The sequence below is a fragment of the Cohaesibacter sp. ES.047 genome (assembly GCF_900215505.1).
In the GTDB taxonomy this organism is placed as follows: Bacteria; Pseudomonadota; Alphaproteobacteria; order Rhizobiales; family Cohaesibacteraceae; genus Cohaesibacter.
In genome coordinates this window covers 3,414,264-3,432,921 of sequence record NZ_LT907844.1, presented here as the reverse complement: position 1 = coordinate 3,432,921, position 18,658 = coordinate 3,414,264, and the positions used below count along the sequence as shown (strand labels likewise).

Annotated in this window: 18 protein-coding genes; 4 read left to right on the top strand and 14 right to left on the bottom strand. The window is 56.9% G+C overall.

The window, feature by feature from the left end:
- Positions 1-13 precede the first annotated feature (13 nt).
- Complete coding sequence (locus tag CPH65_RS15620; protein WP_096174732.1) at positions 14-3,127, top strand: multidrug efflux RND transporter permease subunit; 3,114 nt, start codon at positions 14-16, stop codon at positions 3,125-3,127.
- A 138-nt stretch (positions 3,128-3,265) separates the two neighbouring features.
- Here CPH65_RS15620 and phnN read toward each other — a convergent pair whose 3' ends face one another.
- The 14 genes from phnN to phnG form a co-directional block, all read right to left on the bottom strand.
- Positions 3,266-3,871, bottom strand: coding sequence for a phosphonate metabolism protein/1,5-bisphosphokinase (PRPP-forming) PhnN (gene phnN, locus CPH65_RS15615; RefSeq protein WP_157747733.1), 606 nt, complete (start codon positions 3,869-3,871; stop codon positions 3,266-3,268).
- 34 nt (positions 3,872-3,905) lie between these two features.
- Complete coding sequence (locus CPH65_RS15610; protein WP_096176448.1) at positions 3,906-5,060, bottom strand: alpha-D-ribose 1-methylphosphonate 5-triphosphate diphosphatase; 1,155 nt, start codon at positions 5,058-5,060, stop codon at positions 3,906-3,908.
- Positions 5,061-5,135: 75 nt separating this feature from the next.
- A complete protein-coding gene (locus tag CPH65_RS15605; protein WP_096174730.1) occupies positions 5,136-5,825 on the bottom strand; it encodes a DUF1045 domain-containing protein in 690 nt (229 codons plus the stop codon).
- A gap of 38 nt (positions 5,826-5,863) precedes the next feature.
- Positions 5,864-7,444, bottom strand: a complete 1,581-nt coding sequence (gene phnE, locus CPH65_RS15600; protein WP_096174729.1) for a phosphonate ABC transporter, permease protein PhnE — start codon at positions 7,442-7,444, stop codon at positions 5,864-5,866.
- 14 nt (positions 7,445-7,458) lie between these two features.
- Positions 7,459-8,442 carry a phosphonate ABC transporter, permease protein PhnE gene (phnE, locus tag CPH65_RS15595; RefSeq protein ID WP_096174728.1) on the bottom strand — a complete coding sequence of 328 codons (984 nt, stop codon included), beginning with the start codon at positions 8,440-8,442 and terminating at the stop codon, positions 7,459-7,461.
- 212 nt (positions 8,443-8,654) lie between these two features.
- Positions 8,655-9,569, bottom strand: coding sequence for a phosphonate ABC transporter substrate-binding protein (gene phnD, locus CPH65_RS15590; protein ID WP_096174727.1), 915 nt, complete (start codon positions 9,567-9,569; stop codon positions 8,655-8,657).
- Between the two features lie 85 nt (positions 9,570-9,654).
- Positions 9,655-10,500 carry a phosphonate ABC transporter ATP-binding protein gene (gene phnC, locus CPH65_RS15585; protein WP_096174726.1) on the bottom strand — a complete coding sequence of 282 codons (846 nt, stop codon included), beginning with the start codon at positions 10,498-10,500 and terminating at the stop codon, positions 9,655-9,657.
- Between the two features lie 262 nt (positions 10,501-10,762).
- The gene (locus CPH65_RS15580; RefSeq protein WP_096174725.1) at positions 10,763-11,419 is read right to left on the bottom strand and encodes a DapH/DapD/GlmU-related protein; all 657 of its coding nucleotides are present in this window, start codon (positions 11,417-11,419) and stop codon (positions 10,763-10,765) included.
- A gap of 7 nt (positions 11,420-11,426) precedes the next feature.
- Positions 11,427-12,200: a phosphonate C-P lyase system protein PhnL gene (phnL, locus tag CPH65_RS15575; RefSeq protein ID WP_096174724.1), complete on the bottom strand. Its 774-nt coding sequence runs from the start codon at positions 12,198-12,200 to the stop codon at positions 11,427-11,429.
- A gap of 13 nt (positions 12,201-12,213) precedes the next feature.
- Positions 12,214-12,990 carry a phosphonate C-P lyase system protein PhnK gene (gene phnK / locus CPH65_RS15570; RefSeq protein ID WP_096176447.1) on the bottom strand — a complete coding sequence of 259 codons (777 nt, stop codon included), beginning with the start codon at positions 12,988-12,990 and terminating at the stop codon, positions 12,214-12,216.
- Positions 12,991-13,049: 59 nt separating this feature from the next.
- On the bottom strand, positions 13,050-14,000 hold the full coding sequence (locus CPH65_RS15565) for an alpha-D-ribose 1-methylphosphonate 5-phosphate C-P-lyase PhnJ (RefSeq protein WP_096174723.1): 951 nt from the start codon (positions 13,998-14,000) through the stop codon (positions 13,050-13,052).
- Complete coding sequence (locus tag CPH65_RS15560) at positions 13,997-15,154, bottom strand: carbon-phosphorus lyase complex subunit PhnI (RefSeq protein ID WP_096174722.1); 1,158 nt, start codon at positions 15,152-15,154, stop codon at positions 13,997-13,999. Before CPH65_RS15560 ends, CPH65_RS15565 begins: the two co-directional genes overlap by 4 nt.
- Position 15,155: 1 nt before the next feature.
- Positions 15,156-15,812, bottom strand: a complete 657-nt coding sequence (gene phnH, locus CPH65_RS15555) for a phosphonate C-P lyase system protein PhnH (RefSeq protein WP_096174721.1) — start codon at positions 15,810-15,812, stop codon at positions 15,156-15,158.
- Positions 15,812-16,324, bottom strand: a complete 513-nt coding sequence (gene phnG / locus CPH65_RS15550) for a phosphonate C-P lyase system protein PhnG (protein WP_371359343.1) — start codon at positions 16,322-16,324, stop codon at positions 15,812-15,814. Before phnG ends, phnH begins: the two co-directional genes overlap by 1 nt.
- A gap of 243 nt (positions 16,325-16,567) precedes the next feature.
- Between phnG and phnF the strand changes: the two genes are divergently transcribed.
- The 3 genes from phnF (at position 16,568) to CPH65_RS15535 (ending at position 18,479) form a co-directional block, all read left to right on the top strand.
- Positions 16,568-17,326, top strand: a complete 759-nt coding sequence (gene phnF, locus CPH65_RS15545; RefSeq protein ID WP_096174720.1) for a phosphonate metabolism transcriptional regulator PhnF — start codon at positions 16,568-16,570, stop codon at positions 17,324-17,326.
- Positions 17,327-17,556: 230 nt separating this feature from the next.
- On the top strand, positions 17,557-18,021 hold the full coding sequence (locus CPH65_RS15540; protein WP_096174719.1) for a YbhB/YbcL family Raf kinase inhibitor-like protein: 465 nt from the start codon (positions 17,557-17,559) through the stop codon (positions 18,019-18,021).
- A gap of 119 nt (positions 18,022-18,140) precedes the next feature.
- Positions 18,141-18,479 (top strand): hypothetical protein, encoded by a 339-nt coding sequence (locus CPH65_RS15535; protein WP_096174718.1) that lies wholly within the window; start codon positions 18,141-18,143, stop codon positions 18,477-18,479.
- Positions 18,480-18,658: the final 179 nt, after the last annotated feature.

Here is an 18,658-nt window from a genome sequence, read left to right as displayed (position 1 = left end):
CGGAGATCACCTAATGCCCAGTTTTTTCATTGATCGCCCCGTCTTTGCGTGGGTCATCGCCATATTCATCGTGCTTGCGGGGGTTCTGACGCTCTCGCTCTTGCCCGTAACACGCTACCCTGACATTGCACCGCCAAGCGTTTCGATCCGGGCCATCTATCCCGGTGCCTCACCTGAGGTGATCAGTGATAGTGTGATCAGCATCATCGAGCCCGAACTCTCCGGCGTGCGCAACCTGCTGTATTTTGAGTCTTCCGCCGATACATCCGGGTCTGCCACCATCACGGCTACGTTCGAATCCGGCACTGACCCGGATCTGGCCCAGGTTGATGTACAGAACAAGATCAAGTCGATCGAGCCGCGCCTGCCCGAGGCCGTACAACGGCAAGGTTTGACCATCGAGTCCTCCTCCTCCGGCTTCCTGATGGTCGTTGCCCTGACCTCACCAGATGGCACATTCAATGCGCTCGATCTGGGTGACTATATGTCCCGAACGCTGGTCCAGCCACTGAACCGTGTTTCCGGGGTTGGCCGTGTGCAGTCTTTCGTGTCGAAAAAGGCAATGCGGGTGTGGGTCGATCCACATAAACTGCTTTCCTATTCGATTTCCCTGTCGGACGTCACATCTGCCATCAGCGCACAGAACGTACAGGTGTCGCCGGGACGTGTCGGTGCTCAGCCCACCCTGCCCGGCCAGAGGGTTAGCGTGCCGCTCCGTGTGTCGGGCCAATTGTCGACCGTGGACGAGTTTGACAATATCATCCTGCGCTCCGATCCTGACGGATCACGGGTGCTGCTTAAGGACGTTGCTCGGGTTGAAGAAGGCGCTCAAACCTATGCCTTCTCCTCTCGCATCAACGGCGCAAACGCAGCAGGGGCCGCCATTCAGCTCTCCCCGGGTGCCAACGCCATGCGCACCGCCGAAGCCATCAGAGAACGACTTGAGGATCTCTCGACGTCCTTCCCCGAGGGGATGGAATATCTGATCCCCTACGACACCTCGCCCTTCGTTGCGATCTCCATTGAAAAGGTTGTTCAGACACTGGGCGAAGCCATGGTGCTGGTGTTCCTGGTGATGCTTCTGTTCCTGCAGAAGATCCGCTACACCCTCATTCCCGCCATCGTCGCGCCCATAGCCTTGGCCGGTACTGTGATGGTGATGTATGTCTCGGGTTTCTCGATCAACGTGCTGACCATGTTCGGCATGGTGCTGGCGATCGGGATCATCGTCGATGACGCGATCGTTGTGGTGGAGAATGTCGAGCGTATCATGGCCACAGAAGGGTTGCCTCCTCGCGAGGCGACCAAAAAGGCGATGAAGCAGATCACAGGGGCTGTCATCGGTATTACGCTGGTGTTGACAGCGGTGTTCATTCCGATGGGTCTTGCCTCCGGTGCGGTGGGTGAGATTTATCGCCAGTTCACCATGTCGATGGCCGTCTCAATCCTGTTCTCGGCCTTTCTGGCTCTGTCTCTCACGCCAGCGCTTTGCGCCACGCTGCTCAAGCCTGTCGATGTAGACCATCATGCAAACAAACGGGGTTTCTTCGGCCTGTTCAATCGCATGCTCGACAGAGCGACCGATACATACGGAACGACGGTGAGCTTCTTTGCCCGCCGTATTCTCATTATGCTGGTTCTCTATGTCGCCGTCGTGGTTGGCCTGGGTTACAGTTTTGTGCGCCTGCCGACGTCCTTCCTCCCCGTCGAGGATCAGGGCGCGTTCATCACGCTCTTCACACTGCCTTCCGAGGCAACGACTGAGCGAACAAAAGAAGTCGTACAAATGTACGAGCAGCATGCAACATCTCGAGAAGCGACCGAGAACGTTGTCTCGGTTCTGGGCTTCAGCTTTGGCGGTTCGGGAACCAATACCGGTCTTGCATTCACGACGCTGAAGGATTGGAGCATTCGCGAGACGACTGCCGCGGATGAGGCCAATGCGGCCAACAAGACCATGTTCATGGCGCCCGAGGGCCAGATTTACAGCCTGCTGCCGCCATCCATTCCTTCGCTGGGCACCTCTTCAGGCTTTGCCATGCGATTGCAGGACCGGGCGGATCATGGCTATGAAGCCTTGATAAATGCCCGCAACATGGTTCTTGGCATGGCAGCTAAAAGCCCGCTTCTGACACGAGTCAGGCCGGATGGACTGCCTGATGGGACGAGCGTAAGGCTCAACATCGACCGGCAGAAGGCGGAATTCCTTGGTGTTCCCTTCTCCCGGATCGCCAGCACACTGTCTTCAGCCATGGGGTCAACCTATGTGAACGACTATAGCTATGATGGACAGTTGCGCAATGTGATCGTGCAAGCGGATGCCGCCTATCGGATGCAGGTGCAAGACGTTCTGAAGCTCAATCTGCCAAGCAAAACGGGTGCGATGGTTGAGCTGTCTGAAATCGTGAAACCGGATTGGGAAAGCTCGCCTCTGCAGCTTACACGCTATAACGGCTTCCCTGCAGCCCGGATCAGCGGCAGCGCGGCACCGGGTGTCTCCGCAGGTGAAGCCATGGCGGAAATGGAGCGGATTGCCGAGAAACTGCCGCAGGGCTTCGGCATCGAATGGACCGGCCAGTCCCTGCAGGAACAGAACACGTCAGCCCAGACGCCCTTGCTTCTGGCACTTTCGATGTTCGTCGTGTTCCTTGTGCTTGCCGCTCTTTACGAGAGCTGGACCATCCCGATTTCGGTCATGCTGGTTATCCCGCTTGGGGTCATCGGTGCGGTTCTGGCGGTGCATATTCGTGGTATGGAAAACGATGTGTTCTTTAAGGTTGGCCTGATCACCATCATCGGTCTTTCCGCCAAGAACGCCATTCTGATCGTGGAGTTCGCGCGGGCTCTCTATGACGAAGGCAAATCCCTGCACGAGGCGGTTCTGGAAGCGGCGCGTTTGCGTCTCAGACCAATCCTGATGACCTCGCTTGCCTTCACTCTCGGTGTTACACCGTTGATGCTGGCACGTGGTGCAAGTGCAGAAACCCAGCATGCGATCGGAACCGGGGTTTTCGGCGGAATGATCTCCGCCACCTTCCTCGCGATCCTGTTCGTGCCAGCGTTCTTCGTGTTGGTGATCAAAGTCTCGAACTGGATCACGGGCAAGAAGGAACGGCCCAGCACCTGAGATCTCACGAAACGACAATAGCAAAAAGGCCCGCATTTTGTGCGGGCCTTTTTATGTCTCTTGCTAAGGGTTCGTTCCTGAAGCCGAGATTTGGAAAGCTGAGCGGGTGCCCGATTGCTCTCGACCAACAGCATGGTCTCAGACGTTCACGGCAACCAGCCCTTCTATCAGTTCGACAAAGGCTCTCCCGGCCTTATCCAGACTGCCGGAATTATCCAGATGGATGGTCTCGTTGCCGAACAGATCTTCGTTCTTGAGTTTGGCGGTCCGTTCGAGGCGTTTCTTGATGTCTTCGGCACTTTCACGCCCGCGCCGGGCCAGACGCTGGGCAAGGATGTCCGGCTGAACGGTCAGATTGACAACAAGCAAGTTCGGGAGTTGCTCTTTGAGAACCGGGATCGTCTTGCGTGATCCGTTGGCGATTGCGACACCGCCTGTTTCCAGATGATCCAGAAGCGAAGCGGGCAGCCCATAAAACAACCCGTGGGCCTCCCAAGAGATGACGAATTTTCCCAGCATTTGGGCTTGTTGAAAGTCCGCCACGGTCATGCTTTCATGATCCTCGCTCGGATCCCCTGTCTCGCGCGTGATACAGCGACGCACAAAGAGAATGCGCGGATCATCAGCGAGCTTGCCGCGCGCCCAATCGAGCAGGCTGTCTTTGCCAGAACCACTGGGGCCAACCAGCAACACGAGCGTTCCGTAGCCGTTCTGTTTCAGTTGCTCGGTGGTGCGCTCAAACATCATTCTCTCCTGAAACCCCGTTCACCTTGAAGCGTCACACAATCCGCTGACCCTGTCGCCAGACCTGTCGGATCACCGGGGTGGTACCCGACTTCTTGACATGGACAAGGTCGGCACGTTTGCCGATTTCAATGGCACCGCGATCCTCAAGCCCCGTTGCGCGTGCGGGCGTGTCGGAAATCATGCGCACGGCCTCAGGCAATGTGATGGCCTTGTCATCGTCCGCGAGCATGAAGGCCGACTGAACCAGCGACATCGGGATATAGTCGGAGCTGAGAATATCAAGAACACCCGCATCAACAAGGTCGCCTGCTGCGATATTCCCCGAGTGTGACCCCCCACGCACAACATTCGGCGCGCCCATCAGCACGGCAAGACCGGCATTGTGCGAGGCCTTGGCCGCTTCCATAGTGGTGGGAAATTCCGCCACATGGATATCCTGCTCAATCGCCTCCTCAACATGCTCGATCGTTGCATCATCATGGGATGCGAGGATCAGGCCGCGCTCCTTGCAAATACCGGAAATCTGCTGGCGATGGCGATCGGAGTTGCGTTCGGATGCCTCAATTCGGCGCTTGCAGAAAATGTCGAACTCCTCGTCCGTCATTTTCAGCTTGCCCTTGTAATAGATCGCGTAGGCTTCGATTTTGGCAAATTGACGCTGGCCGGGCGCATGGTCCATGACAGAGATCAGTTTGACCAGCGGATAGCCATCAAACTGATGAAAGGCGGTGATGCAATCATCTGCCGACACCTCGCAGCGCAGATGCAGAAAATGATCGGCCCTGAGGATGTCCTCATCGACGCCGCGATGGAAGGCATCAGCCAACGCCTTCATATCCGAGTATTGCAGGTCCGCATCGGAATCGAGCCCCACACGCAGCGCGTCAAAGACGGTGGTAATGCCGCATGATGCGATCTGGGCATCATGAGACAGCACAGCGGCCATCGGATTCCACCGCACTTTAGGGCGAGGTGCATAATGGCCCTCGACATGATCGGTGTGAAGCTCGACAAAACCGGGCAGCAGATAGTCCCCCTGCATATCATGGGCGATCCTGTCTGCGGCACCGGACAGCGCGCCCTCACCTATATCGGAGATCTCGCCGGCCTTTATGTGGACATGGCCACGAAGCTCTTCGTCCCGCAGAATGATGCGGGCATTCTTGACGATCATTTCGGCTGTCATATCAGTCATTTATCCTGTTGCGAAGCGCGCTTCGCTTCAATTTTTCGCGGCCCTCTGCCTTATCGGGCGGGCTCGTCAGCCAATGGGGAACTGCTTGTACAAAGAAAAAGGTGCACCGCGCTCGGGTTCAACGAACACAGACAATGCGTCAACACTTTGCGGCTCTGCCATAAAGGGTTCGAAATGCCTGCAAGCCGCAGTTTGGAAGGCTTGCGACAACGCGTCTGGAACCGGATTGGTCAGAGTCATGTGAAAGCTGAAATCATCGAGAACATAGGGGTAGCCCCAGTTCAGCAGGTTGCCTCTCTGGCTTGCTGACAGTTTGTCCGGATCGCGGCGCGCGATATCGGCGGCACTCAGAGGCGCGCGAAACCCATCGAACCGTATCACCAGATCGGATGCGAGCGCCGCAAGGGGTTCGGATCGCTCGGTCGGCAGCAGGGCGAAAAAGGGCCCCAGTTGACCGACTCGAAACTGCGGCAGAGCAAACGGAGCGAGCGTTTTGGCATGGGCTTCAACCGCATCCGCGAACGCCTCGATGGTCCTTCCCTCGGCCAACTCGAACGGGGCCTTGAGTGTACCGTGGAACCCGTAGCGGCGGGGCGATTGGGTCAGGGACTGAAAGGTCTCATCGTCAGCATCCGCCACCGGGGATGCGCGGTCAATCGGCACGCCCGTGAAGACATCGCGACCAAGCCACTGCGCTGCCGCTTCATTGAGCGGGTTGCCGGAAAGGGGAACGAAATAGATGGCATACCGTAGCACTGGTTTATCCTTTGTTGCTTGTTCTTGAGGGCGCGCGGTCAGCTCTTCGTGAGCATCGAGCGCAGCTTGCCCGAAATGCTATCAAAAACATAGACGACGGCCAGAATGAGGATCACCATGTAGAAGACATTCTCCCAATCCTGATTGGTCCGCATGGCCTCCCATAGTTTGAGGCCGATGCCCCCTGCTCCGACCGCGCCGATGATCGTTGCAGAACGGGTATTGGATTCCCAGAAATACAGCGACTGGGAGAGGAAGACCGGCAAGACCTGAGGCATGACGCCGTAGCGCTGAACCAACAGCGGACCCGCCCCCAGCGACTTGACGCCTTCGCGCTGTTTGTCGTCGATATTCTCCAGCGCTTCTGAATATAGTTTCCCCAGCGTGCCAGTATCGGTGAAAAAGATCGCCGACATGCCCGCAAGGGGTCCGGGGCCGAAAGCGCGGGTAAAGAACAGGGCCCAGATCAGCATGTCGACCGAACGCAGGAAGTCAAACAGGCGCTTGAAAAACTGGTTCGATATCGTGCTTCTGGTGATGTTGCGCGCCGCAAGAAATGAAAGCGGAAATGCAAGCGCGGTGGCAAATAGCGTGCCGATGAACGCCATGACGATGGTCTGCAACATTTTGGTCCAGACGTCGAGATGCTGCCATTCGGCGTTGTATAGGATGTTGCTGATTGCCAGTGACAGGTTGGATTGAGAAGGATCAATGCGCTCACCGTTGGTGATCAGCGAGAGAACCTCAAACGTGCTTTTGCCCCAGAAGGGAGAGTTGGTATCGAAGATGAAATTCTCCCAGCCAAAGAAGCGGCGACGGATTTTGACTTCATCGCTTTCCACCTCGACGCGCCCATCAAGGCCCATGTCAGCGATGATCTTCTCATTTTCGTATTTCTGGATAGCCCATTGAGGCAAAGGCCCTCGGGCTTTGACGCTTTCATCCCTGACGATATCAATGATCAGTGTTTCATCGCCTCGCGTGAGCGTGACAACGGTCGGTTCCACGAGGACCGTGCCAGACCCGATATGGATTTCCGCTTCTGTCGTAACCTCACGCTCTTCTGGCTCACTTGCTTGCGTGGTGGAGATGTCGGGCGTCGCAGGATTGTTAGCCGTGGGCGCTTGAGGGGCCATAAAGCTGATCGCGGCTTCGGGCTTGGAAGCCTTGGGTTTTGATGGCTCGACCGGTTTGTCGTCCGTGCCCGTTTCGGGCGCCATGAAGCTGAAGGCCTGTTGTTTCTTGCTAGGTTCGGGCTCTTTGACCGGGGCCTCCGCCTTGATCATCATCGTTTTTCTGGTTTCGCTGATCCAGTCCGGCTTAGGATCGGCTCCAAGCGGCGAGAAGCGCGGGAACTCCACACGCACGAACCCGTCGTCAAACTCGATGTCGGGACGCACCTCATAGGACACCCAGTCCGCCAGATAGGCCCCGGCGATTTGCCAGTTGCCGTTGCTCAGCACCTGACCAACATGGAAAAATTGCCATGCGAAAATCAGATAGATGATGATGCTGGCCGAGATGATCCAGCCGCGAAATCGCTTGAAAAAGCCGACCCTGAAGACATCGGGATAGCGATCGATGAGATCGTTCAGGTCACTGGCGGAAAGAGCAGTCATGAGGAGTCCTCCAATTATGCAGTGCCGCCGAAGGCAAAGGCCTGATTGCCGACGATCTTCTTGCGCAGCCAGGCAGAAAACTGATCAATGCAGATGATAGTCACAAGCAGCAGAAGGATAATCGCAAGGGTTTTGGCTTCGTGACCGCGACTGATGGAAAGTCGAAGTGCCTCTCCGATACCGCCACCCCCGACGGCCCCGATGATGGTTGAGGCGCGGACATTAATTTCAAGGCGCAAGAGCGAATAGGACAGGAAGTTGGGCAGGATCTGCGGCACAATACCAAACCAGACCCGCTCGACCCAGTTGCCCCCGACTGCGCGCAGCCCCTCGTCCGCTTTCATGTCGGCATTCTCAACCACCTCGAAAAACATTTTGCCCAATGATCCGACGGTGTGGATGGTCACCGCCATCATCGCCGGAATGGCTCCGATGGTCAGCACGGCGACAAAGAAACCGGCGATCACGATTTCCGGGAAGGCGCGCAGAATCTCAAGGAATCGCCGCACAAAAAAGCGCAGCCAGCGCCGGGTGGTGAGGTTCGACGCGGCCAGGAAGCAGAGGATGAAGCCGAAGAAGAAACCGAAAAGGGTGGCGACAATGGCGATGTTGATCGTCTCAAGCATCTTGTAGATATATTCGGGCATGTAGAGCGAGCCGATCAGATAGACCCGCCCCTCGGGATAATCGAATTTCAGGGAACCGTCCGCATAGGGCGTGTCAAGATCGAACAGTGCGCGCCATATCTCCCAGCCATCTCGCGGGATCATGTCGCCGAAAAAGTCGAAGAAGTAGGGAAGCCGATCAAAGAACTTGCCCGCATTGGTCTCATTGGCGAACCAAAGCGAGGACATGACGGCAACCAGCAGGATCACGACCGAAAGAAGCGTATAAGTCCGACGCCTGCGATTGAGTTCCTGCCAATGGCTTTCAATTATCACACTAGCCGCCGAAAGAGACTTTTCCGGACTGTTTTCGTGAGACGTTGCGTTCGTCATGTCTTCATCCCCATGATGGGCATTGTCCCTTGGTCTTGACCGGACCACGACCCTCTTTGAGAGCGCGCGGCGCTTTAAGTGTGCGGGCAGGAATTAACCGGAATTCGATTGATTATTCAGTCTTGGGACAAAGTGGCAGATGGTCCGGGACTGGCCCGAACCATCAAAGTCATGTTCAAGTTTTGAGTCAGAAAATCAAAGCAACGCTCTGATCAAGAACCAATTTTTGCCTTACGTGCGGCGATGATTGCCTGATAGAAGCTCTCATCCACTTCGGTGAAGCCTTTGTAGTCGCCGCCCTGAATGGCAGAGAAGCAAGCCGGATCGCTCTCGGGCAGTTTCATCATGAAGTCTTTGAATTTGGCCTTGATGTCTTTGTCGAGGGTCGAGCGCACAACAATCGGGCCATTCGGGATCAGCGGGGACTGCCACAGCTGAACCAGATCACCCATGTCGAGAATGCCCTTGTCAACCATCTTGCGCAGGTTGCCGGAGGTGTAGCCATCGCTGAAATCGCCCACGCCCGAAGACCAGGTGGTGCCAGCATCGAAGTTGCCTTTGACGACTTCAAGAACCAGGTTTTCGTGACCGCCGCCGAAGCCGGTTTCACCGAAATAGTCCTTGATGTCAGTACCGACAGCTGCGGGCAGGGTCACGGACGGCACGAGGAAGCCGGAGGTAGAGTCAGGATCGGCGAAGCCCAGCTTCTTGCCTTTCATGTCTTTCAGCTTTTCCATGCCCGAATCCTTGCGGGCAACCATGACGGAATAGTATCCGGTGGAACCATCGGTCTGGACAGTGGTGAGGATGGGCTCAACGGCTTTGGGATTGTTGAGGTATACCTTTGCATAGCCAGACGCGCCGAGTTCTGCATAATCGAGCGTACCACCAAGCAGGCCCTGAATAACGCCGTCATAGTCAGCAGCCGGGAAAAGAGAAACCTTGTCAACGCCCAGAGTGGAAGGCAGTTTTTCGACGAGGCACTGGAAGTTGCGAAGACGGTCGGCTTCGTTTTCGCCGCCCAGAATGCCGATACGGAATTCCTTGTCTGCAGCAAAGGACGGCGTGGTTACGCCTGCGGCCAACGCAGCCACGGAAACGGCGGTAAGAATTGCTTTTTTGAACATGAAAATATCTCCTGGTCTCAACCGGCCTTGCCGGTTTCATCCCTGTCAATGTGAAACACTATGAACGCGATATTGATTGGGCCTGTTACGCTGGCGAAGCGATCTGTTGGGCAGGCATCGGTGTAACCGGGGCCGAAGGCTGCGTTGAAGATTGCTTGATCGAGGTTGATGTGATCGCCTCGGAAATTTCCGCATTATCCTGCGAGCCGTAGATCTGTCTCACCGCCTCGCGGGTCAAAGCCGAAGACGGGCCGTCAAAGACAACCCGGCCCTGATACATCCCGATGACGCGCTCACAATAGGTGCGGGCCGTATCAAGGGTGTGCAGATTGGTGACGACGGTGATGCCGTCACGTTCGTTGATGTCCTTGAGGCTATCCATCACGATCTGCGCGTTGAGTGGATCAAGCGACGCAATCGGCTCATCGGCCAGAATGACCTTGGGGTTTTGCATCAGAGCGCGGGCAATGGCAACGCGCTGTTGCTGGCCGCCAGACAAGGTTCCTGCTCGCTGCAGTGCAGTCTGCTCGATACCGAGGCGTTCGAGGGCCAGCAGTGCCTGCGCCCGTTCTTCCGGCGTGAAGATATTGAGCAGATTGAGGATGGTGTTGCGATGGTTGAGACGACCGAGAAGAACATTCGTCAGGACATTGAGGCGCGGCACGAGGTTGAACTGCTGAAAGATCATCGCACAGTCGCGTTGCCAGTCACGCAAGTCCCGTCCCTTGAGTGCCGAGACCTGTTTCTCACCGAAGCGAATATCCCCTTCGCTCGGATCGATCAGGCGATTGATCATGCGCAGAAGTGTTGACTTGCCTGCACCCGAGCGACCAATGATGCCAACCATCTGTCCTTGAGGAATGGACACTGTCACGGAATCCACTGCTGTGTTCTTGCCAAATCGGCGCGTGACGTTCGACAGTTCGAGCATTCAGTCCTCTCCTCATGGTCTTGCGACCTTTGATACTCCCGTCGTTGCCCGATGCGAGACGGCCACAACGGCCCTGTCGCGGGCAACAACCACGACCAAAAATCCGGTCTGTGCGATCAATTCAGATTTCAAATAGCTGTTCTTGATCTACGCATTTTGTGTGAAATGCTCATGTCTCGGGCGTTTCAGTTTTGTGACAAGCGCAGCTTTCCCGCGGACAAAATGGACTGGTCAAACTCTTCGCCCTTCGCCAGTGACCGGCTCAGGAGGCTTCATATTTTTCAAGAAAGTCTTCAATCCCGAGCTGGCGAAAATCATCGAGCGCAGACCGCAGGGCATCGTGGCTCCAGTCCCACCAGGCAAGGGCTTTCAGCCTTTCGGCAATCGCATTGGGGAAGCGTTCGCGAATGGGTTTTGCTGGCACCCCCGCGACGATCACATAGTCAGCGACATCCTTACTGACAACGGCCCCCGCTCCAACGATAGCGCCGTCTCCAATGGTCACACCGGGCAGGATCGTCGCCCCATGACCGATCCAGACATCATGGCCGATGGTCACCGCATTGTCCCGTCGCCAGTCAAAGAAGGCCTCATCCATGTCGACCTCGTCAAAATAGTCGGAGGCTCGATAGGTGAAGTGATGCTGCGTGGCCCGCCAATGTGGATGGTTGGGCGCATTGATACGGACCGCATTGGCAATGTTGGCGAACTTGCCGATGGTTGCGGTCCAGACGTCGCCGTCCCGCGTGATGTAGCTATAATCGCCAAGGCTGCTGTCGGTGATATGGGTTCGATCACCAATTTCGGTATATCGACCAAGCGAGCAATTGGTGACCTTTGCATTGGGGTGGATCGACGGCTTTGGACCCAACCGCGCGGTTCTGCTGTCAGCGCCGGACACTTCAGGGTTCTGGGTCATGATCATTTCATCCGACAAGGCTCGTCATCTCGCCAACACGTCGTGCACCAGCGAGAAGTCCAGCCTCATCTTCGACGCTCTTTGCGAAACGGGAGACATCGACGATGACGTCCGCCACCGCGTCGCGCACGACCTTGTCATGGAAAATCCCCAGCAGGGCGACCCCTTGCCTCTTTTTCTCCTTGATCAGATCGATGACGATGGCGCGGTTGGCGGCATCGAGCGAGGCAGTTGGTTCGTCGAGCAACAAAACCGGATGCTCCGTGAGGAACCCGCGTGCGATATTCACGCGCTGCTGCTCACCACCAGAAAAGGTGGCCGGGGGCAGTTGCCAGAGTTTTTCGGGCAGGTTGAGGCGTGCCAGCATATTGCCCGCCCTTTCCCGTGCGCTGCTGACACTCTCGCCTTGCTCAACGAGCCCCTCGGCTGCCACGTCAAGCGCAGGGACACGCGGCATGGCACGCAGGAACTGGCTCACATAGCCGACCATTTCACGGCGGACCGCAAGGATGGTGCGTGGATCCGCCCTCGCGAGATCGAGCATGCGGCCATTAAAATAGACCAGAATCTGGCCGGTGTCGGTGCCGTAGTTGCCATAGATCATTTTCAGGATGGAGCTTTTGCCAACGCCGGATGGCCCGCCAAGCACGGAGCATTCGCCCGCGTTGAGCACGAAGTTGACCCGAGCAACCACGGGGATGGTGACCGATCCGCGCAAATGCATCACGAAGCTTTTGCCAACATCGGTGACGATCAAGGGTGTTGATTGGAGATCAGTCATTGGATCACCTTTCCTAGACCTGAAGAATGGAAGAGATAAGAAGCTGGGTGTATGGCGCTTGCGGGTCGTCGAGCACGCGATCGGTCAGACCGGTCTCGATCACCCTGCCCTCTTTCATCACCACGATTCGGTGAGAGAGCAGACGAGCGACCGCCAGATCGTGCGTGACGACAATGGCAGCAAGCCCCAATTCGGCAACAAGGCCGCGCAGGAGATCAAGCAGGCGAGCCTGCACCGACACATCAAGGCCTCCGGTTGGCTCATCCATGAAGACAAGGCGCGGACCGGTGACCAGATTGCGCGCAATTTGCAGACGCTGGCGCATGCCGCCGGAAAAGGCCCGCGGTTCGTCATCAATCCGGTCCGGTGAAATTTCGACCTGTTCGAGCCAGTCAGCAGCTGTCTGGCGGATGTTGCCATAGTGACGCTGGCCGATGGCCATAAGCCGCTCGCCGACATTGGCCCCAGCGGAAACTGTCATGCGCAAGCCATCAGCCGGGTTCTGATGTACAAAGCCCCAGTCGGTGCGCATGAGAAAGCGTTTTTCGGCCTCATTGAGCCGGAAGACCTCACGCATCGATCCATCGCGCATGCGATAGCTGACCATGCCTGAGGTCGGCATCAGGCGAGTCGAGATGCAATTGAGCAAGGTGGTCTTGCCCGAGCCGGACTCGCCAACGATCGCGAGCACTTCGCCTGGCCAGAGATCAAAGTTGATCTCTTCGCACCCGACACGGCGGCCATAATACTTAGACACTGAGCGCACCTGCAGAAGTGGCTCTTCCGTCAGATCCATTGGTCGGGGCGGAACGAGCGAAGAGCGAGACACACCTTTGTTTGCCGTCCGGTTCAGCATGGGTCGGTCCTTCCGGTGTCTTGGCTGGACGAGGCCGGGGGCGCGGCGGTTTCCTGCAAGGGTGCCATAGGCCCCGTGTGGCCCTTGTCACGGCGATCTTCGCAATAGTCGCTATCGGAGCAGACAAACATGCGGCCGCCCTGATCATCGAGGATCACCTCGTCAAGGAAGACCCCGTTGCCACCGCAAAGGGCACATGGCTCATCGAAGGTCTGGATTTCGAACGGGTGATCCTCGAAATCCAGACTGACCACATCGGTATAGGGCGGGATGGCATAGATGCGCATTTCTCGGCCTGCACCAAAAAGCTGAAGGGCCTCGTTGTTATGCATCTTGGGATTGTCGAATTTCGGAGTCGGGGACGGGTCCATCACATAGCGACCCTTGACGCGCACCGGATAGGCATAATTGGTGGCGATGTGTCCCTTCTGGGCGATGTCTTCATAAAGCTTCACATGCATGAGACCATAGTCCTCAACCGCGTGCATCTTTCGGGTCTCGGTTTCTCGCGGTTCAAGGAAGCGCAAAGGCTCGGGGATCGGCACCTGAAAGACGATCACCTGCCCTTCCTTGAGGTCTTCTTCCGGGATCCGGTGACGGGTCTGGATGATTGAGGCGTCAGCGGTGTGGGTCGTCGTCTCCACCTTGGCCATTCTGGCAAAAAAGGCCCGAATGGAAACCGCGTTGGTGGTGTCGTCCGATCCCTGATCGATGACCTTGAGGATATCATCAGGCCCGATGATCGAAGCCGTCACCTGCACACCGCCGGTTCCCCAACCATAGGGCATGGGCATTTCGCGACTGGCGAAAGGCACCTGATAGCCGGGAATGGCGATGCCCTTGAGGATGGCGCGGCGGATCATGCGCTTGGTCTGTTCATCGAGATAGGCAAAATTGTATTCGGCGATGGTGGGGCCGCTATCCGCTTCATTCACGATGCTCATTGTGCCGCCTCCTCTGTGTTTTCGGCCTGCGAAGCGCTTGCATCGGATTGACTCGCGTAGAATTCGGCCTGCATGCGGCGTACAAGCTTCAGCTCGGCCTGAAAATCCACATAGTGCGGCAGCTTGAGATGCTCGACGAAACCGGTGGCCTGAACATTGTCGGCATGGGAGATGACAAATTCTTCGTCCTGCGCCGGAGCGATGATGTCTTCGCCCAGTTCTTCGGCCCTCAGAGCGCGGTCGCACAAAGCCATGGACATCGCCTTGCGTTCGGACTGGCCAAAGACCAGACCGTAGCCGCGGGTGAATTGGGGCGGTGCGACCTTGGATCCCTTGAACTGGTTGACGAGCTGGCATTCGCTGATCTGGATGCGTCCAAGGGAGACATCGAAGCCCAGTTCCGGCACAGTCATCCGAACATCCACCTCACCAATGCGGATCTCACCGGCAAAAGGATGGGTGCGGCCATAGCCGCGCTGGGTGGAATAGCCAAGCGAGAGAAGAAAGCCTTCGTCGCCGCGCGACAGGGCCTGTAGACGGAGCTGACGGTCGAGCGGATACTGGATCGGTGCGCGGGAAATATCTCCCGGTTCCGGCCAGTCTGCTCCGTCTTCTGGCGGCGCACTATCGGGTTCCATGAGCCCCTCGCCTGCTATGAGATCGGAGACGCGCGGCATCGGTTCCTTCTCGGCCTCTGGATCTGCTCCCGGCACGGGATCGACGCGCAAGGCTTCAGGCGGTTCTTCATCGCTGGCAAGACTGGGGTCGAGCAAACGATGCGTATAGTCAAAGGTTGGTCCCAGAATCTGCCCTCCGGGGAGATCCTTGAAGGTTGCCGAGACACGGCGTTCAATCTGCATCTTGCCGGTGTCGATGGCTTCGGAATAGCCAAAGCGTGGCAAGGTCGTGCGATAAGCACGGGTAAGGAAGACGGCCTCGATAAGGTCGCCCCGGGACTGCTTGACCGCCAAGGAAGCCAGCTCCCGATCATAAAGCGCACCCTCGCTCATGACGCGATCAACGGCCAGCGAGAGTTGTTCGCCGACCTGATCGAGACTAATGGTAGGAACATCCCTGTTGCCACGTCGCTTGTCGGCGAGCAACTGATGGGCGGCACTGATGGCGGCTTCCCCGCCCTTGACGGCTACATACATGTCAGCCTTCCTTCCCGGAGGGGTCCGGCATCGCAATTGTTGTGGTTCTGGGGAGGCAGGCTATCGCGTCCGGTGCAACGAGAATGACATCGGCACCGCGTGGATAGAGCGCATGATTTGCCCGCCACTGATCAAGAAAATGCGGTGAGATTGGCTCGACGGAAAGCGCGTGGCGGTCCTTTATGCCCGGCCCTCTCAACTCCCAGCCCGCGCTTACCTTCAGGCTTTCCACCTGAAGGATCAGCGTGGCGGACTGGTCCGGATAGTCCTGCAATCCCTTCGAGAAGACATCAAGAAAAGGCATGCCTTCCGCATCCGAAATCAGTGCAAAAGTCGCGAACGCGGGGTCTTGGACAATCGGGCAACCGACATGGAAGGTCAGCCAGTCCGCAACCGATTGTTCTCCGGCCAATGGCTCATCCATCCATATGGGTGTATCGGCATCCGAGACCGTGTAGAGAACCGCCGCGGCGAGCGGCATCAACGGCAATGGCGGCATGGCATCGGTTGCAACCGGCATGATCTTGCCGGGTCGCGCCATGGCTTCCATGATCACCCGGAAGATGCGCTGGCTTTGCAGCACCGGCTCACCCAGACCACCCTGCATCGCGCCCTGCGTCACCCCGCCTGTCGTCTGAATTTCACTAAATACCGACATCAGTCATCCCCTCTCACCATGGTGAAGAAATTGACCCGTGTCGCCTGCGCTTTGGCCGCTTGATCGCGATCGCGTTTGGCGGCAATCATCGCAAGCGGCGTCAGGATATTATCCTCGATTTTGCCCGACATCGCGTCATCGGTTGCAAGAGCATCAATCACCGCAGCCAGTTTGACCTTGCCAGCATCGCGGCCGAGCATCACGGCGTGTCCAATGGCACCACATGCCATGCGCACTGTCGCGCGGGTAACGGTCGCTTCGCCAAAATTGAACGGCGCACCACCGCCGCCAATGCGGCCACGCAGGGCAATCAGGCCCGTTTCTGGTCCTCGCAAGAGTTCCACCTCAGGATCGATATCAAGGCACTGCCAATGGTTGACGAGATCCCTGGCACTGGCGTTACCAAGGATCGACATGCGTCTCTGTCGTGCCTCATCTTCACTGGTCAGCGAGCTTTGCATTCTGGCATCAACACCGTGATCGCCAGCCTGTTTTTGGTCACTTTCAAGCAAGTCAAACCTCTTGTCCGTTGCAGGCTCGTTCCCAAGGGTCGGAGCACCGAAATCCCTCTGTCATATTTGTCTATTTATATAGACAACCTTGTTTGACGCAGTGATAGCTCCCTGCGGTGACAGCATTGTGACAAGCAGGATTATTTGTTGTTCCACCGGATTTCAAATATGCGATAAGAGTGCATAGGCTGGCGGTTGCTCTGACCTATCCGCCGACCTGCTGGCAAGCAAAGGACCGAGCCGATGGCATCCGATGTATTGAAGTCTCCCGTGACAAGGCGAAGCGGTATAGCCTTGTGGCGCCAGATTGCCGATGCCATCAGAGCGGGCATTTCATCCGGGCTTGGCGATGAAAGCGGAAAGCTGCCGCCGGAAACAGAGCTTGCGGCGTTGTTCGGGGTCAATCGCCACACCGTTCGCTCGGCTATTTCCGCGCTGGTTCAGGAGGGTATCCTGCGCGCAGAACAGGGTCGCGGCACCTTCATCATAAAACCGGAGCGCGTGACCTATCCGATCGGCAAACGCACACGCTTTTCGGCAGGCCTTGCCGAACAGGGACAGCAAGGAGCCAATCGGCTGCTCAAGGAAGATGTCACCGAAGCGAACACGGAAGTCGCCAAAGCTCTCGGCCTTGCCAAAGGGGCCCCCGTGCTGCGTATCCGCACCATTGGGACAGGGGATAAAGTCCCCTTGAGCCGGTCGACCCATTTCTTTGATGTGAAGCGCTTTTCCGACTTCGCCGAACATTATAGACGGCTGGAATCTGTGACCAAGGCCTTTGCCGCTTGCGGCCTAGATGATTATGTCCGCCAATCCACTCTGGTTGAGGCCTACCACGCCACCATCGACGATATAGAATTGCTCGGCCTTGTGCCCAATGCCATCGTGCTGGTCACCCATGCCATCAATGCGGATATGAACGGCAACCCGATCCAATATTCGAAGACCCGGTTCTCCGCCGACCGTGTCAATTTGCATATCGAGCTTGGAGCGCTGGATTGAGGGTGCGTCAACTGACAGATTATGCAGCGGATATGAACCCGTTTGGTACATTTTCCGATTGCCGCATTTCTGGTCTGATGATTGACTGAAGAGCGTGATGCGCGGAACGAATGTCGGAGACATTCGTTCATGACTTAGAGCAGACAAGGCGATGGTCGATCCGGCCACAGTCTTGCTTGCGTGAAAATGTGACTTATCGACATATCATAGATATCCAACGGAGGATCATCATGCAACTGACGAGCCCCGACTTTCATGACGGCGATCCGCTACCCGCCAAATCGGTTTCTCAAGGACTGGGCGGCGAGGATCTTTCCCCTACCCTGCAATGGTCAGGAGTTCCGTCGGAGGCAAAAAGCCTTGCGCTGACCTGTTATGATCCGGACGCCCCGACCGGCTCCGGGTTCTGGCACTGGATTATCGTCAATCTACCCGTATCAGAGAATGGCGAGATTTCGAGTGCGAGCCTGCCGGACATGGCAAAAAGCGCGCTGAATGACGCCGGCACGGAGAATTTCACCGGCGCCTACCCGCCGCCGGACGATCCAGCTCATCGCTATATCTTTACCCTTCATGCACTGAGCCTTGAAGAAATCGACCCATCGAACATAACCGGAGCCTATGTGCGCTTTAATATCATGCGCAACCAGATTGATTCTGCGAGCATAACAGGTCATTTTAAGAACAACGGATAGGTTGAATGGGCTAGCATCCGCCAGGATGCTGCCAGCAGCCTCGACAATTCAGCCGGTCGGACGCCTCCGGTCGGCTGTTTGTCGTTCACAGCAAGCAAACAAGACCACAAGGAACAAGCATGAAACGCGTCAATCCGCTCAAACTCAACAAGTTGCAGCTGCGTACACTGGTGCTCACTCAGATCATCGCCCGCTCCCAGCCCGATGAAAGCTGGAACAAGGACGGTTCGGTGACGATTCTGCGCCTGCCGCACGCTCACGGTGACCACGTCCACGTGGGTGAATTCGTGGTCAACGCCGCGGAGATCACCGGCTTCAACAACAGAGCGGTCTGGACAGCTTTGGCACGTAAGGGTCTTGTTGCGGACAAGACTATTCCCCCCATCGTCCTGACACGCGAAGGCCTTGACTATGATACCGGCCTTGGCCACCACTTCTTGCAGAAGTCCGACCACTAGACAGCGTTTCCCGAGCGCTTGAAGGCCCGTACAAGTGTAGCAGTGGACAGGAAACAAGCATGGGCGGAAAGTGGACTTTGGAGTGGCGGAAGCGACAAGACGGGCGCGCGCTAACGCGCAACCGGCGATGCGTTCGTCACCATCCAGAGTTCAATGCATATTTGCCGGAGTCCTTTGCA